The 23,909-nt window shown below is 69.1% G+C and carries 27 protein-coding genes and 1 riboswitch; of the genes, 7 read left to right on the forward strand and 20 right to left on the reverse strand.

Translation table 11 applies throughout. The features are described from left to right. Positions 1 to 63 precede the first annotated feature (63 nt). The 11 genes from ACORJG_RS11720 to ACORJG_RS11770 are packed head-to-tail and all read right to left on the reverse strand — an operon-like array spanning position 64 to position 10,809. Positions 64 to 459 carry a DUF1636 domain-containing protein gene (locus ACORJG_RS11720; protein ID WP_427789205.1) on the reverse strand — a complete coding sequence of 132 codons (396 nt, stop codon included), beginning with the start codon at positions 457 to 459 and terminating at the stop codon, positions 64 to 66. After that, positions 459 to 971, reverse strand: a complete 513-nt coding sequence (locus ACORJG_RS11725) for a tyrosine phosphatase family protein (RefSeq protein ID WP_427789207.1) — start codon at positions 969 to 971, stop codon at positions 459 to 461. Before ACORJG_RS11725 ends, ACORJG_RS11720 begins: the two co-directional genes overlap by 1 nt. Further along, positions 968 to 1,735 carry an adenosylcobinamide-GDP ribazoletransferase gene (gene cobS / locus ACORJG_RS11730; RefSeq protein ID WP_427789208.1) on the reverse strand — a complete coding sequence of 256 codons (768 nt, stop codon included), beginning with the start codon at positions 1,733 to 1,735 and terminating at the stop codon, positions 968 to 970. Before cobS ends, ACORJG_RS11725 begins: the two co-directional genes overlap by 4 nt. Beyond that, positions 1,732 to 2,775, reverse strand: coding sequence for a nicotinate-nucleotide--dimethylbenzimidazole phosphoribosyltransferase (cobT, locus tag ACORJG_RS11735; protein ID WP_427789210.1), 1,044 nt, complete (start codon positions 2,773 to 2,775; stop codon positions 1,732 to 1,734). Before cobT ends, cobS begins: the two co-directional genes overlap by 4 nt. Further along, the gene (locus ACORJG_RS11740) at positions 2,772 to 4,244 is read right to left on the reverse strand and encodes a cobyric acid synthase (protein WP_427789212.1); all 1,473 of its coding nucleotides are present in this window, start codon (positions 4,242 to 4,244) and stop codon (positions 2,772 to 2,774) included. Before ACORJG_RS11740 ends, cobT begins: the two co-directional genes overlap by 4 nt. Continuing rightward, complete coding sequence (gene cbiB, locus ACORJG_RS11745) at positions 4,232 to 5,206, reverse strand: adenosylcobinamide-phosphate synthase CbiB (RefSeq protein ID WP_427789214.1); 975 nt, start codon at positions 5,204 to 5,206, stop codon at positions 4,232 to 4,234. Before cbiB ends, ACORJG_RS11740 begins: the two co-directional genes overlap by 13 nt. Continuing rightward, positions 5,169 to 5,960: an ABC transporter ATP-binding protein gene (locus ACORJG_RS11750; RefSeq protein WP_427789216.1), complete on the reverse strand. Its 792-nt coding sequence runs from the start codon at positions 5,958 to 5,960 to the stop codon at positions 5,169 to 5,171. The genes cbiB and ACORJG_RS11750 overlap by 38 nt, the downstream gene beginning before the upstream one ends. Next, positions 5,957 to 6,940, reverse strand: coding sequence for a FecCD family ABC transporter permease (locus ACORJG_RS11755; protein ID WP_427789218.1), 984 nt, complete (start codon positions 6,938 to 6,940; stop codon positions 5,957 to 5,959). Before ACORJG_RS11755 ends, ACORJG_RS11750 begins: the two co-directional genes overlap by 4 nt. Further along, positions 6,937 to 7,800, reverse strand: a complete 864-nt coding sequence (locus tag ACORJG_RS11760) for an ABC transporter substrate-binding protein (RefSeq protein ID WP_427789220.1) — start codon at positions 7,798 to 7,800, stop codon at positions 6,937 to 6,939. Before ACORJG_RS11760 ends, ACORJG_RS11755 begins: the two co-directional genes overlap by 4 nt. Further along, a complete protein-coding gene (gene cobD / locus ACORJG_RS11765; protein WP_427789222.1) occupies positions 7,797 to 8,807 on the reverse strand; it encodes a threonine-phosphate decarboxylase CobD in 1,011 nt (336 codons plus the stop codon). Before cobD ends, ACORJG_RS11760 begins: the two co-directional genes overlap by 4 nt. Positions 8,808 to 8,811: 4 nt before the next feature. Beyond that, a complete protein-coding gene (locus ACORJG_RS11770; protein WP_427789224.1) occupies positions 8,812 to 10,809 on the reverse strand; it encodes a TonB-dependent receptor plug domain-containing protein in 1,998 nt (665 codons plus the stop codon). 131 nt (positions 10,810 to 10,940) lie between these two features. Continuing rightward, a riboswitch (cobalamin riboswitch) is annotated at positions 10,941 to 11,149 on the reverse strand. 39 nt (positions 11,150 to 11,188) lie between these two features. Here ACORJG_RS11770 and cobU point away from each other — a divergent pair. After that, positions 11,189 to 11,710, forward strand: a complete 522-nt coding sequence (cobU, locus tag ACORJG_RS11775) for a bifunctional adenosylcobinamide kinase/adenosylcobinamide-phosphate guanylyltransferase (RefSeq protein ID WP_427789226.1) — start codon at positions 11,189 to 11,191, stop codon at positions 11,708 to 11,710. Positions 11,711 to 11,721: 11 nt separating this feature from the next. Here cobU and ACORJG_RS11780 read toward each other — a convergent pair whose 3' ends face one another. The 4 genes from ACORJG_RS11780 to ACORJG_RS11795 form a co-directional block, all read right to left on the reverse strand. Continuing rightward, the gene (locus ACORJG_RS11780) at positions 11,722 to 12,294 is read right to left on the reverse strand and encodes an HNH endonuclease (protein ID WP_427793032.1); all 573 of its coding nucleotides are present in this window, start codon (positions 12,292 to 12,294) and stop codon (positions 11,722 to 11,724) included. Positions 12,295 to 12,430: 136 nt separating this feature from the next. After that, positions 12,431 to 12,829, reverse strand: a complete 399-nt coding sequence (locus ACORJG_RS11785; RefSeq protein ID WP_427789228.1) for an ASCH domain-containing protein — start codon at positions 12,827 to 12,829, stop codon at positions 12,431 to 12,433. 8 nt (positions 12,830 to 12,837) lie between these two features. Beyond that, entirely contained in the window at positions 12,838 to 13,500 is a 663-nt protein-coding gene (locus ACORJG_RS11790) for a trimeric intracellular cation channel family protein (protein ID WP_427789229.1), read from the reverse strand. Between the two features lie 61 nt (positions 13,501 to 13,561). Further along, a complete protein-coding gene (locus tag ACORJG_RS11795; protein WP_427789231.1) occupies positions 13,562 to 14,215 on the reverse strand; it encodes a DNA-3-methyladenine glycosylase family protein in 654 nt (217 codons plus the stop codon). Between the two features lie 89 nt (positions 14,216 to 14,304). On the opposite strand from ACORJG_RS11795, the gene gluQRS reads away from it, so the two are divergent. Next, positions 14,305 to 15,153 (forward strand): tRNA glutamyl-Q(34) synthetase GluQRS, encoded by an 849-nt coding sequence (gluQRS, locus tag ACORJG_RS11800; protein WP_427789233.1) that lies wholly within the window; start codon positions 14,305 to 14,307, stop codon positions 15,151 to 15,153. Between the two features lie 13 nt (positions 15,154 to 15,166). Here the strand turns inward: gluQRS and fliE are convergent, their stop codons facing one another. From fliE to flgB, 3 genes are read right to left on the reverse strand one after another with little or no spacing between them, the layout of a single operon-like run. Beyond that, entirely contained in the window at positions 15,167 to 15,490 is a 324-nt protein-coding gene (gene fliE / locus ACORJG_RS11805; protein ID WP_427789235.1) for a flagellar hook-basal body complex protein FliE, read from the reverse strand. A 13-nt stretch (positions 15,491 to 15,503) separates the two neighbouring features. Beyond that, on the reverse strand, positions 15,504 to 15,938 hold the full coding sequence (gene flgC, locus ACORJG_RS11810; RefSeq protein WP_427789236.1) for a flagellar basal body rod protein FlgC: 435 nt from the start codon (positions 15,936 to 15,938) through the stop codon (positions 15,504 to 15,506). Between the two features lie 13 nt (positions 15,939 to 15,951). After that, on the reverse strand, positions 15,952 to 16,356 hold the full coding sequence (flgB, locus tag ACORJG_RS11815; RefSeq protein ID WP_427789238.1) for a flagellar basal body rod protein FlgB: 405 nt from the start codon (positions 16,354 to 16,356) through the stop codon (positions 15,952 to 15,954). Between the two features lie 152 nt (positions 16,357 to 16,508). Between flgB and ACORJG_RS11820 the strand changes: the two genes are divergently transcribed. The 3 genes from ACORJG_RS11820 (at position 16,509) to ACORJG_RS11830 (ending at position 18,189) form a co-directional block, all read left to right on the forward strand. Further along, the gene (locus tag ACORJG_RS11820) at positions 16,509 to 16,787 is read left to right on the forward strand and encodes a FliO/MopB family protein (protein ID WP_427793034.1); all 279 of its coding nucleotides are present in this window, start codon (positions 16,509 to 16,511) and stop codon (positions 16,785 to 16,787) included. Between the two features lie 194 nt (positions 16,788 to 16,981). Further along, entirely contained in the window at positions 16,982 to 17,788 is an 807-nt protein-coding gene (fliP, locus tag ACORJG_RS11825; protein WP_427793035.1) for a flagellar type III secretion system pore protein FliP, read from the forward strand. 122 nt (positions 17,789 to 17,910) lie between these two features. Continuing rightward, positions 17,911 to 18,189, forward strand: a complete 279-nt coding sequence (locus ACORJG_RS11830) for an HU family DNA-binding protein (RefSeq protein WP_003170475.1) — start codon at positions 17,911 to 17,913, stop codon at positions 18,187 to 18,189. Between the two features lie 73 nt (positions 18,190 to 18,262). Here the strand turns inward: ACORJG_RS11830 and ACORJG_RS11835 are convergent, their stop codons facing one another. Beyond that, positions 18,263 to 21,106, reverse strand: coding sequence for a tetratricopeptide repeat protein (locus ACORJG_RS11835; protein ID WP_427789241.1), 2,844 nt, complete (start codon positions 21,104 to 21,106; stop codon positions 18,263 to 18,265). 159 nt (positions 21,107 to 21,265) lie between these two features. Between ACORJG_RS11835 and ACORJG_RS11840 the strand changes: the two genes are divergently transcribed. Beyond that, positions 21,266 to 21,718, forward strand: coding sequence for a DUF983 domain-containing protein (locus ACORJG_RS11840; RefSeq protein WP_427789243.1), 453 nt, complete (start codon positions 21,266 to 21,268; stop codon positions 21,716 to 21,718). Positions 21,719 to 21,747: 29 nt separating this feature from the next. Here the strand turns inward: ACORJG_RS11840 and ACORJG_RS11845 are convergent, their stop codons facing one another. Beyond that, positions 21,748 to 23,064 carry an amidohydrolase family protein gene (locus tag ACORJG_RS11845; RefSeq protein WP_427789245.1) on the reverse strand — a complete coding sequence of 439 codons (1,317 nt, stop codon included), beginning with the start codon at positions 23,062 to 23,064 and terminating at the stop codon, positions 21,748 to 21,750. A 127-nt stretch (positions 23,065 to 23,191) separates the two neighbouring features. On the opposite strand from ACORJG_RS11845, the gene ACORJG_RS11850 reads away from it, so the two are divergent. Beyond that, positions 23,192 to 23,890 (forward strand): murein L,D-transpeptidase catalytic domain-containing protein, encoded by a 699-nt coding sequence (locus ACORJG_RS11850; RefSeq protein WP_427789247.1) that lies wholly within the window; start codon positions 23,192 to 23,194, stop codon positions 23,888 to 23,890. The last annotated feature ends 19 nt before the right edge of the window (positions 23,891 to 23,909 follow it).

The raw sequence follows: 23,909 nt of genomic DNA on the forward strand, positions 1-23,909 counted from the left end.
CGTCCTCGCAAACCCTTGACGACGACACCTGTAAACCTTCCCATCAAGGGAAGGTCAAGCGCCCTATCCGACGCCTTTCGGCAGGCGGGCGATGAAGTGACCCTTGATGCCATGCGGCCAGTCCCGATAGGGCACGGCGCCCGACGGGCTGGCGGCGTAACGGCGAGCGAAGTCCACGATAGCCTCGGCCGCGTCGGCGGTCGGCGTAAAGGTCCCGGCCAGATAGGCAGGCTTTCCGGCCTGAGCCAGATAGACGGTGCAGTGGCTGCGGCAGGCCCACAGACAGGCCTGTTCCTCGATCTGGAGTTCGGGCGCATCGGCCGCCGCCGCTCTCACCGCCTCACGCAGACGCTGACCGCCAGTGACGCCCTCGGCGTCCACGGCCTCCTCCGCCGAATGACGGCAGGTCGAGCAGACGACCACGCGCGCCCTGGGTTCAGCCTCGATTGCGGCGTTCATCAGTCGGCTCCTTCAGCGGTCAGGTCCAGTGCGAACGGCGCGCCCCAGTCTGTCTCCGCGCCCCGACCGATGGCCTCGACGGCGCGCATCATGGCGCCGTCGCGATTCAGCAGGCGATCAGCCAGCGCGATCATCAGCGGGTTCGGCGTGGCGGTCGGCGCGGCGTCACGCAGGCACGCGGCCCACTCGCCCTCGCGTCCCGGCGCCGTGCGGGCGCAGGCGACGACATAGGCCGCCGCCGTCGAGCGGCTGACTCCCGCCCAGCAATGGATCAGCAAGGGGCGTGCGCCGGTCCATCCCTTCGCAAAGGCCAGCAAAGCCTCGACGTGTTCGAGGGACGGCGCGACCAGCCCCTCGCGCGGGGCGGCGATGTCGTTGAAGCGCAGGTCCAGCCGATGCTCGGCGTCGAAGGCCGCTTCCGCCCCCGGAGAAGCCAGCGTCACCAGATGCGACGGCTGATGCTCGGCCAGAAGTTGCTCGACCTGCGGCAGAGGCGAGACGATCAGCCTCATGCCGCCAGAACCCCGGCGACGGCCAGCAGGAAGCCGACCTCAAACGCCTGTTCGACCGCGCCCAGCACATCGCCGGTGCGCCCGCCGATCAGCCGCTGCGCCTGCCACGCCGGAACCGCGCCGACGACCAGCCCCGCCGCCACGCCGACCGCGCCCGCCATAACCGGCAGCAGGGCCAGCGGCCACAGGGCGACCAGAACAGCGACCGCCAGGCCCGCGATTGAAGCCCGGTCCGGCTTGCCTTCCTTGGCCATGCCGGGGTCGCCGCCATAGGGCATCAGCGCCATCGCCCCCACCGCCGCCGCCCGGCCCAGCCCGTGCGAGGCGACCAGCGACACAGCCGCCAGCCACGGCGACAGGGCGGCCAGCATCGCCAACGCGGCGACCCGCAGGGCCAGCGTCAGCCCCAGCGTCAGCGCGCCGTATGAGCCGAGACGACTGTCCTTCATGATCTCCAGCCGTCGCGCCCGCGTCTGGCCGCCGCCCAGACCATCGGCGGTGTCCGCCAGCCCATCCTCATGGAAGCCGCCCGTCATCGCCACGCCCGCCGCCACGGCCAGCAGGGCCGCGATCCACGGGCTCCACACCTGCGCCGCGCCATACAGGATCGCCGCCGCGATCAGGCCGACGACCTGTCCGACCAGCGGGAACCAGCGCGCGCTCTGCTGGATCCACTCCGGCTGGAAATCGCGCAGCGGCGGCGTCGGCAGGCGCGTCAGGAACTGCAGGGCGCAGACGAACAGCCGCGCCTCGCGCCCGATCATCGCGCGGCCTCCAATATGTCCTTCAACTCGGCCACGTCGGACAGCAGGGCGCAGGCCGCCTTCAGCAGCGGCACGGCCAGCAGCGCGCCCGTTCCCTCGCCCAGCCTCATGTCGAGACCCAGCAGGGGTTGCGCCTCGACGGCCTCCAGCATCCGGCGATGCCCCGCCTCGGCCGAGGCGTGGGCGAAGATGCAGTAGTCACGCGCGTTCGGCGCCAGCCGGATCGCCAGCAGGGCCGCCGCCGAGCCGATAAAGCCGTCGACGATGACCGGAACGCCCGCCTTCGCCGCGCCCAGCAGGGCCCCGGCCATCATGGCGATTTCGAACCCGCCGAACTGGGTCAGCGCGTCCTGCGGCGCCGTCGCGTCCGAACGGGCGGCGGCCTTGGCCAACACAGCCTGTTTGCGCGCCATGCCCTCGGGCGAATGTCCTGCCCCCACCCCCACGCAGTCGGCCAGAGGCGCAGGCGCCAGCCGGTGCATCAACAGGGCGGCCGAGGCGCTGTTGCCGATGCCCATTTCGCCCAGCGCGATCACGTCGGCGCCGTCGTCGATGGCGGCCCGCGCCGTGGCGGCGCCGGCCAGCAGGGCGGTCTCGGCCTGATCGCGTGTCATGGCGGGCTCGACCGAGGCGTCTTTCGTGCCCGGCGCGACCTTGGCGTGGATCAGGCCCGCGCGGTCCGACAGGTCGGCCGCGACGCCCGCGTCGATCACCTGCACCTGCGCGCCGACGACCTTGGCGAAGGCGTTGGCGCTGGTCCGGCCCGTCAGCAGGGTGTCGACCATGGCCACCGTCACGCCCGCCGGATAGGCCGCCACGCCCGAGCGCGTCAGCCCATGATCCCCGGCGAAGACCAGCAGCACCGGCTTGGTCACGGTCGGACGCAGAGTCTGCTGGATCAGGCCCAGCGTCAGGGCCAGATCCTCGATCCGGCCGAGGGCGCCGACCGGCTTGGCCTTGCCATCCAGCGCCTGCCGCAGAGACTCGCGCAGCCCCTGATCCACGGGCTGCACGGAAAGAAGGTCAGTCAGTTCGGTCATGTCAGTCCTGCGATCCGGGCCAGCGCCGGAATGTCGAAATGGGTTTCCAGAACGGCGGCGATGCGGTCCAGCGCCCGATCCACGCGCGCGCCCTGATCCACGCCGTCGGACGCGGCGCCGACCTCCGACAGCAGGGCCGCCCGCGCCTCGGCCCGGTCGAACAGGCCGTGGACATAGAGGCCCGCAATCCGTCCATCGCCCGAGCGTGCGCCATGCGCCGTCCCGTCGATCATGGCGACCGGACGCGCCGCATCCGGGCCGTCGGTACGGCCGATGTGAATCTCATAGCCCTCGACCGCCGCGCCCGAGGGCGTCAGCCTCCCCTCGACCCGGCGCAAGGTCTTGACCCCCGCCAGCACCGTCTCGACGTCCAGCAGGCCCAGCCCCGGCGCCGATCCCGCCACGCCCTCGACGCCGTCCGGGTCGCTGATCGTCCGACCCAGCATCTGATAGCCGCCGCATACGCCCAGCACCCGCCCGCCGCGTCGCACATGGGCGGCGATGTCCACGTCCCAGCCTTGCGCCCGTAGGAAGGCCAGATCGGCCAGCGTCGCCTTGGTGCCCGGCAGGACGATCAGGTCCGCGTCCCCCGGCAGGGCCTGCCCTGGCGGCACGAAGCCGAAGTCCACGCCCGGCTCATGCCTCAGCGGATCGAAATCGTCGAAATTGGCGATGCGCGACAGCATGGGCACGGCGATCCGCACCTTTCCGCCGCGCCCGTCGCCCGACCGCTCCAGCACCACGGCGTCCTCGGCCGGAAGCGCTCGCGCGTCCGCCAGCCAAGGCGCCATGCCCAGATCCGCCCAGCCCGTGCGCCGCGTGATCTCGGCCCGGCCCTGATCGAACAGGGCCGGATCGCCGCGAAACTTGTTGATGATGAAGCCCCGGATCATGGCCCGGTCCTCGTCGTCCAGCACCGCGTGGGCGCCGACCAGAGAGGCGATCACATGGCCCCGATCGATGTCGCCGACCAGCGCCACCGGCACATCCGCCGCGCGCGCGAAGCCCATGTTGGCGATGTCCCCGGCGCGCAGGTTGGTCTCGGCCGGACTGCCCGCCCCTTCGACGATCACCAGATCGGCTTCGGCCTGAAGGCGGCGGAAGCTGTCCAGCACCACGTCCAGAAGGGCGGCCTTGCGGTCCTGATAGCCCTTCGCCTGCCACACGCCCTCCACCTGACCGCGCACGACCAGCTGGGCGCCGGTGTCGCTCTGCGGCTTCAGCAGGACGGGGTTCATGTCGACCGTCGCGGGCGTGCGGCAGGCCAGCGCCTGAAGCGCCTGAGCGCGGCCGATTTCGCCGGTGCGGCCTGTTTCATCAGGCGCGGTGACGGTGGCGTTGTTCGACATGTTCTGCGGCTTGAACGGCCGCACCGTCAGGCCGCGATTGGCGAAGACGCGGCACAGCCCGGCGACCAGCACCGACTTGCCCACGTCCGAGCCGCAGCCCTGAATCATCAGCGCGGCCATACGAAACCTCCGCCGATCAGCAGCATCAGCAACAGGACGCAGGCGACGCTATAGACCTTCAGACCGCGCGTCAGGTCAGCCGCAGACGGTCGCGCGCCATCGCCGAAGAAGGGCCGTTCGCTCATGATCCCGCCATAGCGGACCGGCCCGCCCATTCGAACCCGTAGAGCGCCCGCCATGGCCGCCTCGGTCCATCCGGCGTTGGGCGAGGCGTGCTTGCCCGCGTCGCGCAGCATCACGCGCCAGCCGCCTGCGCCCGCCAGCGCGATCAGGGCGCCCGCGATACGCGCCGGTATCCAGTTCATGACATCGTCGGTTCGCGCCGCGGCCCAGCCGAAGGCACGCCAGCGCGGCTCCCTGTGGCCGATCATGCTGTCGGCGGTGTTGATCGCCTTATAGACGAACAGGCCCGGCAGGCCGCCGATCACGAACCAGAAGACCGGCGCGACCACGCCGTCGCAGAAGCTCTCGGCCAGACTTTCCAGTGCGGCGATTGCGACCTCGCCCTCGTCCATCGTCTCAACGTCGCGGCCGACGATCATGCCGACCGCCAGACGCGCGGCGGGCAGGTCGCCCGCCTTCAGCGGACGCGCCACGGCGCGGACGTGATCGAACAGGCTGCGCGTCGCCAGCCCCGCCGCGCCGCAGACCAGCAACAGCATCAACCCCGGCCAGAACGTCGCGGCGGCAGCCAGCGCCTGCACGCCCCAGCCCGCCCCGCCCGCGACCGCAATCAGGATCAGCACGGTGACAACGCCCAAAGCGCGGCGCGCGCTTTCGGGCCGTTCCGCCCTGTTCCAACGTCGCTCCAGCAGGGCGATCAGGGCGCCGATCCACGCCACCGGATGCAACAGGCGCCGGGGCCAGCCGAAGACGCCTTCCACCGCCAACGCGCCCGCGACGATCCACGGCGGCGACAGGCTGCTAACGGGCACGACCGACCATTTCCAGCACCGGGCCATGCACGCCGTCCAGCGTGCGCGCCTCGACGCCATAGGCGGCCTTCAGCACGGCGGGCGACAGGGCCTCGACCGGGGCGGCGTCGGCCAGCACCCGCCCTTCGGCCAGAACAATCACCCGATCCGCCACGCGCAGGGCGGCGTCCAGATCGTGCAGGGTCAGGACGACGCCGCGCCCCTCTTCATCCGCCAGCCGTCGGAACAGGTCGCAGGCGTCCAGCACATGGCCCGGATCGAGGCCCGCCAACGGCTCGTCCGCCAGCAGCCACTGCGGTTCTCCGGCCAGGGCTCGAGCGATCAGGACGCGCGCCCGCTCGCCGCCCGACAGGGTCGAGACGATGCGGTCGGCGAACGCCTCTACGCCCGCCACGGCCATGGCGCGGTCGACGGCCGCGCGATCCTCGGCCGTCAGTCCCCATGCCCCGACGTATGGCGTGCGACCCAGGCCGATGAAGGTGCGGCCGTCGACGGCCCAGGCGATCTCGGCGTTCTGGGGCAGATAGGCGATGCGGCGAGACCGCTCGCGCGCCGGCAGGCTGCGCAGGTCGCGTCCGTCCAGCGTCGCCCGCCCGGCGTCGGGGCGACGCAGCGCCGCCAGACAGTCCAGCAGCGTCGACTTGCCCGCGCCGTTCGGCCCGACCACCGCCGTCACCCGGCCTGGCTGGAACACGGCGCCGACGCCGTTCAGCACCACCTTCTCGCCCAGACGGACCGAGAGGTTTTCCGCGCCCAGAAGGCTCATGCCCGGTGTGTTCACGCCAGCCTCCGTCTCATGCTGATCAACAGGGCCAGGAAGAAGGGACCGCCCAACGCCGCCATGGCCACGCCCAGCTTGATCTCGGCGGCGGCAGGCGTCATCCGCACCAGAATATCCGCCGCCAGCGTCAGGGCTGCTCCGCCCAGCGCCGAGGGCAGCAGCAGGCCGCCCGGACGCGCCCCGATCAACGGACGCAGCAGGTGCGGCACGATCAGGCCGACGAAGCCGATCGACCCCGTCACCGCCACGGCCGATCCGACGGCCAGCGCGGCGCCGATCGCCAGCATCGCCCGCCCGACGTCAAGCCTCACGCCCAGCGATCGCGCCCCCGCCTCGCCCAGCGTCAGGGCGTCCAGCGTCCGCCCCTGCGTCAACAGCAGCAGACATCCCAGGATCATGCCGGGCGCCGCCAGCCTGAGCTCGATGATGCTGCGGTCGGCCAGCGACCCCATCAGCCAGTTGACGATCTCGTTCACCGCCCACGGATTGGGCGCCAGATTCAGCGCCAGCGCGACGCCCGCCCCGGCCATGGTCTGGATCACCACCCCGGCCAGAATGAAGGTGACGACGCTGCTGGTCGCCCCCGCCAACGCCAGCAGCAGCAGCACGCCCACGCCCGCCCCGATCATCGCCGCGATCGGCAGCACCCACGGCGCGCTGGCCGCCGTCCCCATATAGAAGGTCAGCACCGCCCCCAGCGCCGCCATGGTCGACACGCCCATGATCGTCGGATCGGCCAGAGGGTTGCGGGTATAGCCCTGCAGCGCCGCCCCGGTCAGGCCCAGCACCGCCCCGACCATCAGGGCCAGAACCGTGCGCGGCAGGCGCAACTCGAACAGGATGGCCCAGGCCGGATCGCCGCGCTCGGCCGCCCATTCGCTCCACGGAATCCACACGCGGCCCGCGCTCATGCTGGCCACGGACAGGACGGCGATCAGGGCCAGAAGCCCGATCAGGACCAGAGGACGCGGCAGGGTCATGCAAGGGTCTCCTGCGCCATGCGACGCGCGTTCGCCAGGGCGGCGGCGGTCTGGATCAGCACCGGCCCGCCGCAATAGAGCAGCTTTTCTTCCAGTTGCGCCTGCACCATCCGCCCGGACAGCGACTTCAGCGCCGGGTGACGCATCACCCGGTCGGCCCAGGTGCGCGAATTGCGCGACGGCACGCCGCTGAGCAGCACCTGCGGCGGGTCAGCCAGCAGGTTTTCGATCGCCACATTGCCCCACTTGCCCAGACCATAGCGGGCGGCGACGTTCTCGAACCCGGCGCGGGTCATCATCTCATCCATCAGGGTGCCGGAACCGGCGCTGAAACCGTTCGGCTGGAACACCAGAGCCTTCAGCGGCGTCGATCCCGGCGGCGGCGCCGAGGCGGCGATGGCGGCCTCGATGCGCGCGATCAGGGCCTCTCCGCGCGCCGGGCGGGCGACCAGACGGGCGACCTCGCGCACCTGATCCAGACTGGTCTCAATGCTGTCGGGCACAGAAAAAAGCTCGGTCGGGATATTCAGGCGGTCCAGCGCATTGCGCGTCGCCAGCGCGCTGTGGCGGCTGGTCAGCACCAGATCGGGGCGCAGGGCGATGACCTCTTCCGCCGTCTCCCAGGTGAAGGGCAGGGTCCGGGCGATCGAGGCGATGGTCGAACCGGTTTCCTCGCGCGCATAGTGACTGAGCGCCGCGATCTGACCCCGGTCGGCGACATGGACCAGAATGGCGTCGAGGCAGGCGTTCAGCGACACGACCCGGCGCGGCCCGGCGCTCGCCATGACGGGCGCGGCCGCCAGCACTGCGCCTGCGCTGGTCAGCGCCAGCCCCATCGCCTGTCGCCGGTTTACTCTCATGCGAAGCTCTCCAGCGCGGCCTGCAAGCGAGGAAGGTCACGCTCGCCCGGCACGCCGAACCGCAGGGCGTCGGGCGTATGATCGAACGGTCGGGTCAGGATGCCCATCCGACACAGATGACGGAACCACTGATCGGCCTGCGGCGTGTGCGCCATACGGAACAGGCTGGTCCCGCCGGTGATCTGAAACCCCGCCTGCGTCAGCAAGGCATCCAGTCGTTCCGCCCGCTGGACCAGCGTCGCCTGCGTGCTTTGCCGCCACGCGAAATCGGCATAGGCGCCGCACCCCAGCGCCAAGGCGTCGGCGCCGACCGGCCAGTCGCCCTGAAGCGCGCGCAGGCGCCGGATCAGCTCCGACGCCGCCAGCATAAAGCCCAGCCGCACCCCGGCCAGACCATAGAATTTGCCGAAGGACCGCAGCACGATCAGCCCCGGCGCGGTCAGGTCCGAGACGCTGTCTTCCGGCGCGCACTCGATGAAGGACTCATCGACGATCAGCCACTGGCCCGCGCGGGAGCGCGCCTGCGCGATGGCGGCCAGATCGGCCCGTCGGGCCAACCGGCCGTCCGGGTTGTTCGGATTGACGATGACCAGCACGCCCGCCCGCGAGGCCGCCGCCTGATCCGGCGCGATCAGGCGCGTCGCCACGCCCGCCGCGCGCCATGCCTCGGCGTGGGCGCCATAGGTCGGGCCGACCACCTCGACCGCCCGTACGCCCAGCAACAGGGGCAGCAGACGGATCGCCGCCTCAGCCCCGGCGACCGCCGCCGTGCGTTCCGGGGCCGCGCCGAACGCCGCCGCCGCAACAGCTTCCAACTGGATCAGGGCCGCCGGGTCGGGCAAACGGTTCAGCGCCTCATCCGTCGCGCGCGGGCCTCGCCACGGCTCGGGATTGATCCCGGTGGACAGGTCCAGCCACGGCAGGGGCGCATCAGGAAAGGCGGCGGCGGCCGTCATCAGGCCGCCGCCGTGCCGGGTCGCCGTCGTCAGGAACCCGGCGTCCTTCATCACATCAGAACCGGACGCGCACGCCGCCGAAGACGCCGCGCCCCGCCGTGCCGTAGCCCATGACGGTCTGGTACTCTTCGTCAAAGGCGTTCTCGATCCGGCCATAGACTTCCAGATTATCGTCGATCGGATAGGAAGCACGGATGTCGACCAGGGTATAGGCGTCGACCTTCACCTTGTTGGCCCCGTCATTGAAGGTTTCGCCGACATAGCGCACCGACAGGCCGGTCTTCAGGCCGAACGCCCAGTCATAGTCAGCGGCGAGGTTGGCCATATGCTCGGGACGGCGCGTCAGGCGCTTGCCATCATAGTCGCCCGAGGCGTTCTTGGCGTCGGTCCAGGTGTAGTTGGCGCTGACGTTCAAACGATCGGTCACATCGACGCGGCCGATCAGTTCGACCCCTTGCGCCTCGGTCTTCAGCAGGTTGCGATAATAGCCGTAGCGCAGCAGATCGCGCTCCTTGCCCTTGTCGTCGATGTATTTACCGATGACGCACAGCGGGTCGTTCGGCTTGTCCTTGGCCTCCACACAACCGTTGTAGTTGATCTCGTTGTCGGCCTGACGGTTGAAGTAGGCGATCGAGACGACAGCGCGGTCGAACAGGCGCTGCTCGACGCCGATCTCCCAGCTGTCGAACTCTTCGGGCTGAACGTTCAGGTTGCCGTATTCACTGTACAGCTCATACAGACCCGGCGCGCGGAACCCCTGCCCCCAGCTGGCGCGCAGGACAGTGTCGCCTTCGTTCAGCGCCCAGGCCGCCGCGACCTGACCCAGCAGGTTGTCGCCATACTGATCGTGGTCGTCATAGCGCAGGCCGCCGGTCAGAGTCAGGCCGTTCAGCACTGTCCACTGGACCTGACCATAGGCGCTGTTCAACTCGGCCTCGCCACGGCCGTAAGCCGGGTTCGGGCTCCAGTCGCCGGGCGAACGGGTCTTCATCTCGGACTTTTCATGCTCGATGCCGAAGGTCGCGTTCAGCGCCTCGGTCACAGCGAAGGCGCCCTGATACTCCCAGCGACGGTTCTGGCCTTCGGCGTCGAAGGTCAGGGTCTGGATCTTGTTGTCCGGGTTGAAATTGCGACGCTCGGTATCGGTATGAGCATAGCCGATGCGGTTGCGGAAACGGCCATCCAGCAGGTCGAAGTTGACGCCGGCATAGGCGACCAGTTCCTGCGTCCGGCCATATTCGCGGCTGTCGCCGTTATAGGCGTCGAACTCATGGCGCCCGCTGGACCAGACCGAGCGCAGGTCCAGCGACACCGCATCCGTGACCTTGATGTTCAGCCGCCCCGACAGGCCGGTGTTGCTGTAACCGTCGTCTTCCTTGCCCGCCGCATAGCTGGAGTAGCCGTCGGTGTCATAGCGGCTGGCGGCCAGACGCCAGATGACGCGCTCATTGGCCCCGCCGACGCCGCCGCGGAAATAGGTCGTGCCGTGCGAACCGGCCTCGGCGTTCAGGCTGCCCTGCAGCGCCTCGGTCGGCTCGGCCGTGACGATGTTGACCACGCCGCCGATGGCCTGGCTGCCCCACAGGGTCGACTGGGCGCCGCGCAGCACCTCGATGCGCGCCGTGTCGCCGATCAGCAGATTGCCGAAGTTGAAGCCGCCCTGCGTCGAGGACGGATCGTTCAGCTTGACCCCGTCGATCAGGACGACGGTGTGGTGCCCTTCGGCGCCGCGGATGCGCAGGGTGGTCGCCGTGCCGGGGCCGCCGTTGCGCGTGTAGCTGACGCCCGGCGTCTGAGACAACAGCTCGACCACAGCGGGGGTCTGGCGCGCCTCGATGGCGGCCTGGGTCAGCACCGTGACCGAGGCGCCGACGCGCTCGATCGGCTGGGCCGAACGGTTGGCGGTGACGACGACGTCTTCAACCGCAGAGGCGCCTGCGCGCCCCGCGACGTCGGGCGCGGCGGCCTGTTGATCAACGGCGGCGTCAGCAAAAGCAGGGGCGGCGGCCAGAAGACTGGCGGCGGCCAGGGTAGCAAAGGCGGTCCGGTTCATCCGGTTTCTCCATGTGACGACGCCACGCCGGACCGGCCTGCGCCCGGACGGACGAAGGCGGCCCCGCACGGCGGGGTTTGCGATTGTCGTCACACGAGTTGCCTCGACCGCCCGGCACATCCCGACCGCGCGGAGAACGACGGCGACAGGCAGGTCTCCTGGCTCGCGGATCAGGGCCGGTGCGCGTCGCCTTCCCAGCGGCCATTGAGGCCGTGGCCTTCGGGACCGCCAGTGGCGTATGACGCGCGGGCTAGCCGCTTACAGTTGCGGGAACAGCCGGAGCGTTAAACTCCATTCCCTTTCAATCCCCGGATGGGGAACCTGACGCGATCGTGGCGATAGGACCGCGCTCCCTCCAGGTCAACCGGAGAGACGACGCATGACCCTGACGCTGGTTCTGGGCGGCGCCCGCTCGGGCAAGAGCCGGTATGCGCAGACGCAGGCCGAACAGGCCGCCGAAGCCGCAGGCCGCACGCCCCTGTTCATCGCCACGGCCGAAGCCTTCGACGACGAGATGCGCGACCGCATCGCCCGCCATCAGGAAGAGCGCGGCGACGCCTGGCGCCAGATCGAAGCGCCGCTGGAGCTGGCCGAGGCCGTGCGCGCCCTGTCGTCTGAAGACGTGGCCGTCATCGACTGCCTGACCCTGTGGCTCAGCAATCAGATGCTGAACGAGCGCGACCTGAACGCCGCCATCGATGACCTGGCGCAGGCCCTGAGCGCCTGTCCGGCCACGCTATGGGTCGTCAGCAACGAAGTCGGCTGGTCCCTGGTCCCCGACAACCCGCTGGGCCGCCGCTTCCGCGACGAAGCCGGCCATCTGAACCAGCGCACCGCAGGGATCGCAGACACCGCCTGCCTGATCGTTGCAGGGATGCGGCTGCCGTTGGAGCGGATCTGACCCAGACCGCCCTACGGCTCCAGCTCAATGTCCCAATACAGATAGTCCAGCCAGCTCTGGTGCAGGAAGTGGGGCGGGAAGCGCCGTCCTGCCTGCTGAAGCTGCCAGGCGCTGGGCTGGTGGGCGATGCGGCGCAGGGGCATGTGGGCCTGACCGGGCGTGCGGCCGCCCTTGCGCAGATTGCAGGGACCGCAGGCGGCGACGATGTTCTGCCAGGTGGTGCGCCCGCCGCGTGAGCGCGGGATGACGTGGTCGAAGGTCAGGTCCTGGGACGTGCCCGGCTCGCCGCAGTACTGGCAGGCGAAACCGTCGCGCAAGAAGACGTTGAAACGGGTGAAGGCCGGTCTGCGGTCCTGGTCCACATAGGACTTCAGGCAGACCACGCTGGGCAGTTGCATCTCCAGCGAGGGGCTGCGGACGACCTTGTCATAAGTGGCGACCACGTCGACGCGGTCCTGCCACACGGCCTTGACCACCTCTTCCCAGGGCCAGAGCGACAGGGGGAAGTAGGACAAGGGCCTGAAATCGGCGTTCAGCACCAGGGCCGGAAAGCCGGACGGCGGACGGGACAGGACCTGCATCAGGCCCTCCCGCTCATACGGGGGGTTATCGACGCGACAGGACTGAAGACACGTCTCCTTCCTTGGTCTGATGGCGAAACCCTACGCCTGATTCTCCCGCATCGCCATGACAGATACGGCGCGTTTTCGTGACGCGCCTCTAGAAGACCTCGACCAGTTCAAAGCGCTCGCAAACCACCTTCATGCCCGGCGCCCACGTGCCTTCGCGGCGGTAATAGGCCTCATGGGCGTCGCGCCACCATTCGTAGGTCAGGTCGCCCTCCCCTTCCGCGCGGGCGAAGTCCTCGCTGACCTGCTCGAAAGGCATGATCGCGACCTCGGTCGTGCGGATCGCACAACGAGGCGCGCCGGAGCCGTCCAGAATGACGCTGACCTCGCCGACCGTCGGCATGATGTCAGCCTCGCACGACTCTAGCGACGAACAGGTCGCGCGTTTACCGCCCGCCAGCACCAGAGCCAGCAGTTCGTCGGCCAGTTCGGGGCTGTCGCCAAAAGGCCAACGGGGCGCATCCGCATAGGCGGCGGGAATATCGCTCATCCTGTCCCTCAGTAACGCGAGGCGGCGGTCGGGAAGGCCGGCAGGCTCCAGCCCCACTTCAGGGCGCCCGCGCGCACGCCGAACCCGGCCACGACGGCCACGGCCACCGCAGGCCACGTCGGAATGCTGACGGCCTTCAGCCCGACGAACAGGGCCGCCGACACCAGGGCCGCGGTGATGTTCAGCTCGCGCCGCAGCAGGATGGAGGGCTGGTGCGCCAGCACGTCGCGCACGATGCCGCCGAAGCAGGCGGTCAGCACGCCCATGACGATGCAGATCAGCGGCGTCACGCCATAGGTCGCCGCCTTGGCCGCCCCCATCACGCCATAGGCCGCCAGCCCTACTGCATCCAGCCACAGCAGGGCGCGAAACCGCCACGACCGCGCCCCCAGCATCCAGAAGCCGACCGCCGCCACCATACATACCGCGACATAACGCCAGTCCTGCACCCAGAAGACCGGCGCTCCGATCAGCAGATCACGCAGGGTGCCGCCGCCCATGCCGGTGACGGCGGCGAAGAAGGCGAAGGTGATGACGTCGTGCTTCTCGCGCGCAGCGGCCAGGGCGCCGGTGGCGGCGAACACGGCCACGCCAGCGAAATCCAGCAACGGCAGCACCGCAGCCGGACGAACCAGGTCTGCGCCCGCGATCGGCTCCAACATCGTCATCATCCCCAGGGCGCCGCCGGGCGCCGTCGTTGGGGTCTCCCCCAGCCTTCATGAACGCCGAAGACTAAACGCCCTCGTCCAGCGCGATTTCGCCGCGCCGAACGCCACCATACCACCCCCAGAGCAAATGCGCCGCCACCGCGCGATGCGGGCGCCAGATCTCGGCGCGGGCATAGGCCTGTTTCTCGTTCGGGCGGTCCTCGGCGCGGTCGGCCCAGCGCATCGCCTCCTGCAAGGCCACGTCTCCGCCCGGAAAGACATCCGCCCGCCCCTCGCAGAACATCAGGAAGGTCTCGGCCGTCCACTTGCCCACCCCCTTGATGGCCACAAGCGCGGCGATGGCCTGTGTGTCGTCCAGCCGCTCCAGATGGTCGAAATCGATGTGGCCGTCAGCATGGGCGCGGGCGATCTCATGGCCGTATTTCGCCTTCTGGGCTGACAGGCCGAAGGCCCGCAGCGTCTCGACGTCACGCGCCAGCACGGCGTCGGGCGTCACCTGCCCGTCCAGTCCCTCGACCACCCGCTTCCAGATAGCGTTTGCCGCCGCCACCGATACCTGCTGCTCGACGATCATACGGAACAGCCCCTCATAGCCGCCGGGCCGCAGCCGCCACTCGAACACGGGCGTCGAGGCGTGCGCGCGCGCCAGCGCCGGGTCGGCGGCGGCCAGCGCCTCACGGGCGGCGGCGACGGAAGCGGGAGACGGAGCAAGAGCCATGATCCCATGCTAGGCCTGCGCCCCATCCCTCGAAAAGAGCCGTTCGCCGCCCGGTTCTGACCACGGCCGGAAACCGCTAGTCTGTCGCCATGTTCGCCACCCGCTTCGCTCCCTCGCCCACCGGACGCCTGCACAGGGGGCACGCCTTCTCGGCCATGACGGCGCAGCGGGCGGCGAAGGAGGCGGGCGGGCGCTTCATCCTGCGGATCGAGGACATCGACCCGACGCGATGCCGGCCCGAGTTCGAGGCGGCGATTTACGAAGACCTCGCCTGGCTGGGACTGGACTGGGAGACGCCGGTGCGGCGCCAGTCCGATCATCTGGCCGACTACGCGGCCGTGGTCGCGGCGCTGGATGGGCGCGGCCTGCTCTATCGCTGTTTCCGCACCCGCAAGGAGATACTGGACGCCATCGGCGATGCGCCTCACGGCCCCGCCGAGGCCGCCCGCCCCGGTCCGCATCCGCCCGAGGAAGAGGCGCGTCTGCTGGCCCAAGGGCGCCCCTTCGCCTGGCGTCTGTCGCTGGATCGGGCGAAGGAGGCGCTGGGCGGCGCGGCGTGGGACGCCTTGAGCTTCATCGAGGAAGGCTCAGGCCCCGACGGCGATACCGGCGTGGTCAGGGCGCGCCCCGAGACGGCGGGCGACGTGGTTCTGGCGCGCAAGGACGCCGGGACCGCCTATCATCTGGCCGTCGCGCACGACGACGCCCTGCAGGGGATCAGCCACGTCATCCGGGGTCAGGATCTGTTCGAGGCGACGCATATCCAAAGGCTGATCCAGGCGCTGATGGACTGGCCCGCGCCGGCCTATCGTCACCATCGCCTGCTGGCCGGGCCGGACGGCCGCCGCTACGCCAAGCGCGACCGCTCCGTCACTCTGGCGGAACTGAGAGAGGGCGGGCTGACGCCTGAAACGCTGAGGGCGGAACTGGGGTTCTGAGACCGAACCGCCGTCAGATCGGCATTCGCATGATTTCCTGATAGGCCGAAATCACCTGATCGCGCACCGCCATGACCGTCTCCAGCGAGGCCTCGGCTGAGGAGATGGCTGTGACGACGTCGATCAGATTGCCCTGCCCCTGAACCGACTGGGCCATCTGGGTTTCGGCCGCGCGGGTCGCCTGCGTCGTCTGGGTCATGACGTTCTGCAGCAGGTCGGCGAACCCGCCCGCCGCGTTCGGGCCGGTGCTTGCAGCCGCATTGGCCGAGGTGGTGACGCTGACGCCAGTTCCGCCCTGTGCGGCGGCATAGGCGCGGGCGGCCATGATGGGGTTCATGCCCTAAGCCCTCTTATTTCTTGATGAGGTCGAGGGTGCGGGACTCCATGTTCCGCGCCGTCTCGATGACGTTCAGGTTGGCCTCATAGGCGCGCTGCGCCTCGCGCATGTCCATCGCTTCGACCAGGGTGTCGACGTTGGGCCGCATGACGTAGCCATCAGCATTGGCCGCCGGGTGCGAGGGGTCGTAGTCCATGCGGAAGTCGCCCTGATCGGGCCGCACCTCAGCCAGAACCACGCCGGTCGCCCCGTCGACGTTGCGGGTCTGAAACACCGGGGTCTGGCGACGATACGGCTGGCCGCCCGCGACATTGGCGGTGGATTCCGCATTGGCGATGTTCTCGGCGATGATGCGCATCCGCGACTGCTGCGCCTTCAGCGCCGTCGAGGCGACGGCCATGGCGGTGTTGCGTGGCGTGACAGGACGGCCGTTGATCGGATCAGGCATGGTTCAGTCCCCTTCAGGCGCCGGGCTTCTTGGCGGCCATGCGGATCATCTGCATCGACTTCTGGTAGAAGCCGATGGCGGCGTCATAGGCCATGCGGCTCTCGGCCATCTTGAGCATCTGCTCTTCGACCACGACCGAATTGCCGTCCAGCGTAGTCTCGGAATCCGGCGTATTCGTCGCCTCGAACCGCGCAGCCTGACCGGGCGGCGAGATGTGGCGAGCGTTGGTGGCCATCATGCGCAGGCCGCCGCCCGTCCGCATCGCCTCGGCGAAATCGGTCGGCGTCTTCAGGTCGCGCGCGACATAGCCGGGGGTATCCGAGTTGGCGACGTTCTGGGCGATCACCCGCTGGCGGTCGTCCAGCCAGCCCAGGCGGCCCTTGATCTGATTCAGCAGCGGCAGGTCGGTGACGGACACGCGAATCCCTCGGACGGTGATCGGCAGAATTTGCCGCCTGCATGGTTAATATCCCGTATCCCTAAACGCGCCGTTAACCACGTCCGTTGAAACATGGCCGTGAAGCGCCGCGTCCGCGCGCCGCCGCCGTATGCGTCTGGGGCTGCATCCGCATGAACTTCCTCGATCTGTTCCGGGCGATCTTCGGCCTGGCCATCACCCTGGGCATCATCGGCCTGGCCGCCTGGGCGGCGCGCCGCTATGCGCCCGAGATTCTGGCTCGCTTTCAGGGCCAGCAGGGCCAGGTGCGGCGCATGAAGGTGGTCGAAACCCTGGTGCTGGACCCCTCGCGCCGCCTGGTGCTGATCCGCGTAGACGAGGAAGAACGGCTGATCCTGCTGGGCGAAGGCCGCGAACTGATCGAACCGCGCCAGCCGGGAGGCGTGAAGTGAAGGGGCGCAAGCACAGCGCCTCTCCCTCCCCTTCATGGGGAGGGTGGTCGCGCAGCGACCGGGTGGGGGCGGCTGGGTCATTCAGGCGCCTTCTGTCGTCACTGACCTCAACCCGCATCCGGGACCGCCCCGCCCTCCCCACCCGGCCTCGCCCTGCGGGCTCAGCCACCCTCCCCGGGACGGGGAGGGAGAAGCTGCGCCTCTTCACCATACCCACGCGCGACGAACTGAAGCGCGCGGCCCTGCTGTCCCTCATCACCACCGCCCTGTGCCTGATCTGGCCGCTGGGCGCCCTGGCGCAGGAGGCGGCGCAGGGCGGATCGGCCATCAACATCGATCTGGGCAGCGGCGCGGGCCTGACGCAGCGCGTGGTGCAACTGGTTGGGCTGATGACGGTGCTGTCGCTGGCGCCGTCGATCGTCATCATGACCACCAGCTTCGTGCGGATCGTCGTGGTGCTGTCCCTGCTGCGCACGGCGCTGGGGATGCAGCAGTCGCCGCCGAACGCCGTGCTGGTGTCCCTGGCCCTGTTCCTGAGCGCCATCGTCATGGGCCCAACGTGGCAGGACGCCTATGATTCGGGCATCCGACCGCTGATGGATCAGCAGATGGAGCTGCCTCAAGCCTTCGATGCAGCGTCAGAACCTGTAAAAACCTTCATGCTGGCGCAGGTGAAGCCGGACGACCTGTCGCTGTTCACCCGCCTGTCGCGCGTAGAGGCCCCGGCGGACCTGCAGGACCTGCCCCTGCGCGTGGTCACTCCGGCCTTCATGATCAGTGAGTTGAAGACCGCCTTCACGATCGGATTTCTTCTTTTTGTTCCGTTCCTTGTGATCGATCTGGTGGTCGCCAGCGTGCTGATGTCCATGGGTATGATGATGCTGCCGCCGGTGGTGGTCAGCCTGCCGTTCAAGCTGATCTTCTTCGTGCTGGTGGACGGGTGGCGACTGGTCGCAGGCAGCCTTGTCGAGAGCTTCCAGAGAGCGTCCGGCGCCGGATAAATCCCCAGCCTGCAAGGCCTGTGCGCCAATGCGGGCTTGCCAAGCCCCCCAAAACCGTCGTTGATCCCCCGGTCCTCGTCCGGCGCTTTTTTCCGGGCGACCACCACTGGGAAAATACCCTCATGACCACTCAAGCTGAATTGATCGCCGCCGTCGCCAAAGACGCGGGCGTGTCGCAAGCTGACGCCGGCAAGGTGCTGACCGCCATTGTCGAGAACATCCACAAGGCCCTGAAGTCGGGCGACGACGTCCGCATCTCGAACCTGGGCGTGTTCGACACGGCTGAGCGCGCCGAGCGTGAAGGCCGCAACCCGGCCACGGGCGCCACGATCAAGATCCCGGCCTCGAAGGCCGTGCGCTTCCGCGTGTCGAAGCCTCTGAAGGACGCCGTCAACGGCTAAGCCTTACAGGCGCGTTCGATCCTCCTTGCGAGGATAGACGCAAAAGACCCCTCTCCCGTCGGGAGGGGGGTTTTTATTGGCCCGCGCCAGTCTTGGCCCGGAACTCAGCCTTGGTCTGGGTGATCCATCCGGCATAGGCGTCGGCCCCGGCGCTGAGGGCGGCGAAGTCCTGCGGGCGGCCTGAGCCGTCGGCGCCATCCAGCCCCGCCAAAGCCACCCGGATCGCGCCGGGCGAACGCGCTCCTTCGGCGAACCGGGCGTAGTTCTTCGACAGTCGGTTCAGAGCCCCGGCGTCCCGCGCCAACGAATAACCTGCGCCCGCGCGGATCAGGCGCGTTTCCTCGACCTCGCTGAGCGGCACGGCCGTCTCCTTCCAGCGATCGCCGAGGCGTTGTTCATAGAGGGCGGCGGCCGCCCCCCACTGTTGCTGCTTCCAAAGAATGTCAGCGCGCACGTCGCGTGCGGCGGGCGAGGTGTCCTTGCCCAGCACCTCCAGAGCGTGATCGTAACGGCCCAGCTCCATCAGGGCGCGGGCCTCCAGCGCACGGCGCTCAAGGTTCATCGCCATAGGCAGCAGGGTCGTTCGCGACGACCATAGGGCCTTCAGCGCCTCTTCCGGCTGGCGGTTCATCAGATAGACGGCGGCCAGATTGGTCGAAACCTGGGCCTTGGCCACCCCGTCCAGCCGGTTCTCGGCCTGATATTTCAACAGCTCCGCCGCCTGATCCAGCAGATCGACGTCGATCAGGCGCCGGGCCAGACGCCGCACCATCTCATCGCCGTCGGCGCCGACAGGCGTCAGTTCGCGGAAGTCGAAGAACAGGGCCAGCGCCTGCACCGGCTGCAGGCCGTCGGCCGCGCCTTCCAGGAACAGGGCGCGGAAGGCGTTGTCGAGATCGGCCTGAAGCCGATCGCCGCCCGGCAGGGTGACGATCTTGGGCCCGGCCGCCTTCAGCGTGGTCAGGGCCTCGCGATAGCGGCCCTGCGACAGATAGAGTTCGCCCAGAGTGCGGATCACCGCCAGCTCGGTCGCATCCCCGCGCCAGCGCCATTTCAGCGCCTCCAACTGGGCGGCGGCCGCGTCGGCTTTCAGCGCCCCCTTGGCCATCTCCAGCTTGATGACGCCCAGACGCGCGGGCGTGGCGATGCCGTCCAGCGGTGCGCGGGCCACGGCTTTGTAGACCGCCAGCGCCCGGTCAGGGTTCTGATCCAATTCGAACAGCCGCGCCTGCACGAGGCGGGCGGTCAGTTGGTCAGGCGCTGAAACGTTCGGCTGGCTGAAGACATAGGCCAGCAGGTCGCGCGCAGCGACCGCATCCCCCGTCTCGACCGCCGCCATGGCGTGGGCGGCGCCGAAGCGGGCGCGCCACTCTGGGGCGAAGGCGTCGACGACGCCTGCCCCTGCTGCGAACAGCCGCCGCGCATTGGTCCAGTCGCCCTGCTGGGCGGCGATGTAGCCTTGCCAGACCTTGGTCGAGGGATCGCCCGCCAGAGCGCCGGACGAAAAATCAGCCTCGGCCTCGGCGAAGCGGCCGATGGAGGCGCGGGCCGCGCCGCGCAGACCGCGCACCTCGGCCACGCCCTGCATGGCGGGCGTCTGCTTGATCAAGGCATTCAGCACCCCGACCGCCTCGAACCCCAGACCATGCCCGACAAGAAAACGCGCATAGGCCAGCCGCGCCTCGATCGGGGCGCGGGGGTCATCAACCGCGCGGCCGCTCTCGCGCTCGGCTGCGTCCTGAAGGGCGCGGTGGCGAGCGGTGAAGCCGCCCTCGTCCGCATCGGCGGACCAGTCGGCCAGAATCAAGGCCGGGCGTGACGCGGCGCGCGGGGCGTCGACGCCCTCAGTCGCTTTTTCCAGTCCGGCGGTCGGCGAGGACAGGGTCAGGCCGCGCGGGCGCGTCACCGTGACCAGATCGCCGTCCGCCGTGACGCTCAGATCATCGGTCGGCGTCTCGACCGCCAGACCGTGGGCGGTCGGCAGGAAGCCCGCCTCCACCGTACGCCGCCCGGTCTTCAGCCCCTTGCCGGGGGCCAGGGCGGTGACAGCGGCGAAACGGTCGCCGATCATCGGGTCGGTCAGCCAGACCGCGCGCGTCGCCCCGGCCATGCGCGCCGTCAGCGACGCCTTGACCGTATCGTCGCGCTGGATATCCACGCCGTCAGGCGCAGGCGCGGTCCCGCCCAGCGTCACGACCCAGGTCGAGCCGTCGGCGCGGGCGGCCACGGCCTGCCCCGGTTCGACCGGAATACGAACGGCGGTGAAGTCAGGCCCGGCGGCCCAGCGGGCGCCGTTCAGCCCCTCGCCCTTCATCTCCATGCGGGCGGCGTGGTCGAAGACGGCCCAGACCGCCTCCCCGCGCCGGAAGACGGCGGCGCCGACCGGCCCGGTCCAGGCGAAACGCAGCACCGTCTGCTGGCCCTTGATCTCGGCCGTCACCGGCAGGGCGCCGCCGATCGGCACGGGCGAACGACGCAGGCCGTCGCCGCGCGGGCCGGGCGCATAGAGGTTCAGCCAGACGGCGCCGTCGGCGCTGCCGCTGGTGGCGCCCGCCCCCTCGGCCAGGGTCAGGACCAGTTCGGTCGCTCCCTGCGCGGCGCGGGTCTCGATCTTCTCCAGACCCTTGGGCGGATCGACGCGCAGGCGGCTGACGTCAGGCGCGGCCGTCGTGCCGATCCGGACGACGACGGTGCGGCCGTCCTGGCGCACCCGCGCACGCGACCCGACGGCGCCGGCGAATTCGATCCTGGTGAAGCCCGCATTGGCGCCGATGCGGATGTCCACCGGCGCGCCCGATGCAGAGGCGCCCTCGGCCAGCGAAGGCGCGGGGGCCAGGGGCGCGAAGACGACGACGCCCGCCGCGGCGGCCGCCACGGTCGTCTGCAGAACGCGCTTCTTGGCGGAGGCCCCGGACATATCGCGCGTATGCTCGCGCGAAGGGCTTTAATCGCAGTTAACGGGGCTTAAATCGCCGAACGAAGCAAGCTTCCTACGCGACTAGGACAAAACACCCGCTTGCTTCCGCCCGCCCGAAGGCCGACATCAGCAGCCACTGTTCTTTTCAGGAACCATCCCGTGTCCGAACCTGCCTATCCCCCGCTCAGCCCGCTCAAGACCGGCCTGCGCGGCCGTTGCCCCCGCTGCGGCGAAGGTCCGGTGTTCACGGGGTATCTGAAGCTGCGCGAAACCTGCCCCGAATGCGGTCTGGACTACAGCTTCGCCGATCCGGCGGATGGTCCGGCCTTCTTCGTCATGTGTGCGGTCGGCGTCGTCGGCATGATCGCCTTCATGATCTTCGAGTTCAGCCTGCACCCGCCGATCTGGGTCCACTTCGCCGTGACCTTCCCGATCCTGGCGGCGATGTGCCTGTGGGTGCTCAGACCCTTCAAGGGCTGGATGGTGGCCGAACAGTATTTCCACAAGGCGGAGGAAGCCACCTTCGTCAGCGTCGGCAAGCATGGCGAAGGCTATGGCTGGCGCGGTCAGGCCGAACGCGCCGCCAAGGTCGCCGCTCGCGACAAGGTCTAAGCGGCGACCTCTTTTTTACGGCAGTCGGATCAGTCGGCCCGGAAGACCTGCCCGCCCTTCATCACAAAGCGCACGCGCTCCAGTTCGGTGACGTCCGTCAGCGGATCGCCGGAAACGGCCACCAGGTCGGCGGGCATGCCCGGCGCCAGACGACCGGCTTCGTTCTGAATACGCAGGTGTTCAGCCGCGCCGGTGGTGGCGGCCTGAATGGCTTCCAGCGGCGTCAGACCGGCGCGGACCAGCAGGGCGAACTCCTGAGCATTGTCCCCGTGCGCCGACACGCCCGAGTCGGTGCCGAAGGCGATCTTGACCCCGCCGCGGTGGGCGCGACCGGCCATGGCCAGCATCTTGGGTCCGGCTTCCAGCGCCTTGGCCGTCTGGGCCGGAGTGAAGAAGTTGTCCGGGCTGGACGCGATGCGGGCCACGAAGTCCCCGGCCATCAGGGTCGGCACCAGCCAGGCGTTGTTCGCCTTGAACATCCGGATCGATTCATCGTCCAGATAGGTGCCGTGCTCGATCGAGTCGCCGCCTGCCTTCAGGAAGGCGTTGACGCCGTCGCCGCCGTGGGCGTGCGCCGTGACCTGACGGCCCATGCGGTGCGCCACTTCGACGATCGAGGCCAGCTCGTCCTCGGTGAACTGCTGGGCCAGACCCGCAGCCGTGTTCGACAGGACGCCGCCCGTGGCCGTGATCTTGATGATGTCGGCGCCTGAACGGACCTGCATCCGTACCGCGCGGCGGCAGTCTTCCGGACCCGAGCAGATGCTCTCGGGCGACATCATGTGCATGATGTCGTCGCGATAGCCGTTGACGTCGCCGTGGCCGCCGTGGACCGAAACGGCCGAACCGGCGGCGATGATGCGCGGACCCGGCACGTCGCCGCTGCGGATCGCATCGCGCAGGGCGAAGATGGATTCATTGGTCGCGCCCAGATCGGCCACCGTGGTGAAGCCGGCGTTCAGGGTGCGGCGCGCATAACGGGCGCCGACCATGGCCTGTGCCGCATTGGACTGAACCAGTCCCTCAAAGCGCGAATTCGGGTTGGATTCGAACGTCAGATGGACGTGGCTGTCGATCAGGCCGGGCAGGACGAAGGCCGAGCGCAGGTCGACGACGTTCCCCTCGCCGACGAAGCCGTCGCGGATCTCGACGATCTGGTTCCCTCTGATCACGAGAGTTTTATCGCGCAGAACCCGACCGCTGGCCGGATCGGCCAAAAGCCGCCCCACTTGAACGAACTTCGTTGGCTGTTCGGCCGAAACCGCTGCTGGCGGCGGGGCCTGGCGCGCCTGGGCGCCGGTAGCGGCCAGAACGGCCGCGGTCACAATCAGGGCAAGCTTTTTCATTTATCCCTCCCGTTACTGAGGCGCGCAACATAACCGTTCCACGCTTCGCGCCAAGGCCAAGGTTGCGTTCCAACGACGCTTCATGAAACAAGTCGATACAGTTGTTTAACCGTGCGAGGGGCGTCGCATGCGGCTTTCCAGACGAGGACTGATCCTGGGCGGTTCCGCCCTGCTGGCGGGGTGTTCATCCGCCGCCTCGACCTCAAACCTGCATCTCGCCGGAGCCGTGGCCCCGGTTCTGCCCACCCTGCCTGACCGGCCTGCACCGGCCCATGTTCGCGTCGCCGAGGCGGGAACGCTGATCGATCCGCATGGCGTCGTCCGCCCGGACCTGATCGAACGCGCCCGCGCTTCCATGGACGTGCACAGCCACAAGATCTCGAAGCGCGACCGGATGTATCTGGTCGATTTCCAGAAGTTCTCGGGCGAGGACCGCCTGTATGAAGTCGATCTGGAAGGCGGCTGGGTCACGGCCTATCGCACCAGCCACGGACGCGGCTCGGACCCCGCGCATTCAGGCTTCGCCCAGCAGTTCTCGAACCGGCCCGACAGCCATATGTCATCCATCGGCGCCTATGCCACGGCGGGCGCCAGCTGGGGCAGCCAACAGGGGCCGAACGTCCTGTTGGACGGGCTGGAGTATTCCAACAATCTGGCGCGCGAGCGGGCCATCATCATCCACGGCGCCGACTACGCCGACCCGGCCTTCCTGGCGCGCCAGGGCAAGCTGGGCCGGTCCTACGGCTGCTTCTCGGTGTCCCACGCCGACCTGGTCCCCCTGCGCGAACGCATGGGCGAAGGGCGGCTGTTGTTCGCGATGACCTGAAGCCGCCCAGGAAGCCGCC

The sequence above is a fragment of the Brevundimonas diminuta genome (assembly GCF_050310045.1).
Classification (GTDB): Bacteria; Pseudomonadota; Alphaproteobacteria; order Caulobacterales; family Caulobacteraceae; genus Brevundimonas; species Brevundimonas diminuta_F.

Coding starts and splice junctions, on each gene's coding strand:
- ACORJG_RS11720 (WP_427789205.1), bottom strand. CDS start 459: ATGAACGCCGCAATCGAGGCTGAACCCAGGGCGCGCGTGGTCGTCTGC.
- ACORJG_RS11725 (WP_427789207.1), bottom strand. CDS start 971: ATGAGGCTGATCGTCTCGCCTCTGCCGCAGGTCGAGCAACTTCTGGCC.
- cobS (WP_427789208.1), bottom strand. CDS start 1,735: ATGATCGGGCGCGAGGCGCGGCTGTTCGTCTGCGCCCTGCAGTTCCTG.
- cobT (WP_427789210.1), bottom strand. CDS start 2,775: ATGACCGAACTGACTGACCTTCTTTCCGTGCAGCCCGTGGATCAGGGG.
- ACORJG_RS11740 (WP_427789212.1), bottom strand. CDS start 4,244: ATGGCCGCGCTGATGATTCAGGGCTGCGGCTCGGACGTGGGCAAGTCG.
- cbiB (WP_427789214.1), bottom strand. CDS start 5,206: ATGGCCCGGTGCTGGAAATGGTCGGTCGTGCCCGTTAGCAGCCTGTCG.
- ACORJG_RS11755 (WP_427789218.1), bottom strand. CDS start 6,940: ATGACCCTGCCGCGTCCTCTGGTCCTGATCGGGCTTCTGGCCCTGATC.
- ACORJG_RS11760 (WP_427789220.1), bottom strand. CDS start 7,800: ATGAGAGTAAACCGGCGACAGGCGATGGGGCTGGCGCTGACCAGCGCA.
- cobD (WP_427789222.1), bottom strand. CDS start 8,807: ATGAAGGACGCCGGGTTCCTGACGACGGCGACCCGGCACGGCGGCGGC.
- ACORJG_RS11770 (WP_427789224.1), bottom strand. CDS start 10,809: ATGAACCGGACCGCCTTTGCTACCCTGGCCGCCGCCAGTCTTCTGGCC.
- cobU (WP_427789226.1), top strand. CDS start 11,189: ATGACCCTGACGCTGGTTCTGGGCGGCGCCCGCTCGGGCAAGAGCCGG.
- ACORJG_RS11785 (WP_427789228.1), bottom strand. CDS start 12,829: ATGAGCGATATTCCCGCCGCCTATGCGGATGCGCCCCGTTGGCCTTTT.
- ACORJG_RS11790 (WP_427789229.1), bottom strand. CDS start 13,500: ATGATGACGATGTTGGAGCCGATCGCGGGCGCAGACCTGGTTCGTCCG.
- ACORJG_RS11795 (WP_427789231.1), bottom strand. CDS start 14,215: ATGGCTCTTGCTCCGTCTCCCGCTTCCGTCGCCGCCGCCCGTGAGGCG.
- gluQRS (WP_427789233.1), top strand. CDS start 14,305: ATGTTCGCCACCCGCTTCGCTCCCTCGCCCACCGGACGCCTGCACAGG.
- fliE (WP_427789235.1), bottom strand. CDS start 15,490: ATGAACCCCATCATGGCCGCCCGCGCCTATGCCGCCGCACAGGGCGGA.
- flgC (WP_427789236.1), bottom strand. CDS start 15,938: ATGCCTGATCCGATCAACGGCCGTCCTGTCACGCCACGCAACACCGCC.
- ACORJG_RS11820 (WP_427793034.1), top strand. CDS start 16,509: ATGAACTTCCTCGATCTGTTCCGGGCGATCTTCGGCCTGGCCATCACC.
- ACORJG_RS11830 (WP_003170475.1), top strand. CDS start 17,911: ATGACCACTCAAGCTGAATTGATCGCCGCCGTCGCCAAAGACGCGGGC.
- ACORJG_RS11835 (WP_427789241.1), bottom strand. CDS start 21,106: ATGTCCGGGGCCTCCGCCAAGAAGCGCGTTCTGCAGACGACCGTGGCG.
- ACORJG_RS11845 (WP_427789245.1), bottom strand. CDS start 23,064: ATGAAAAAGCTTGCCCTGATTGTGACCGCGGCCGTTCTGGCCGCTACC.
- ACORJG_RS11850 (WP_427789247.1), top strand. CDS start 23,192: ATGCGGCTTTCCAGACGAGGACTGATCCTGGGCGGTTCCGCCCTGCTG.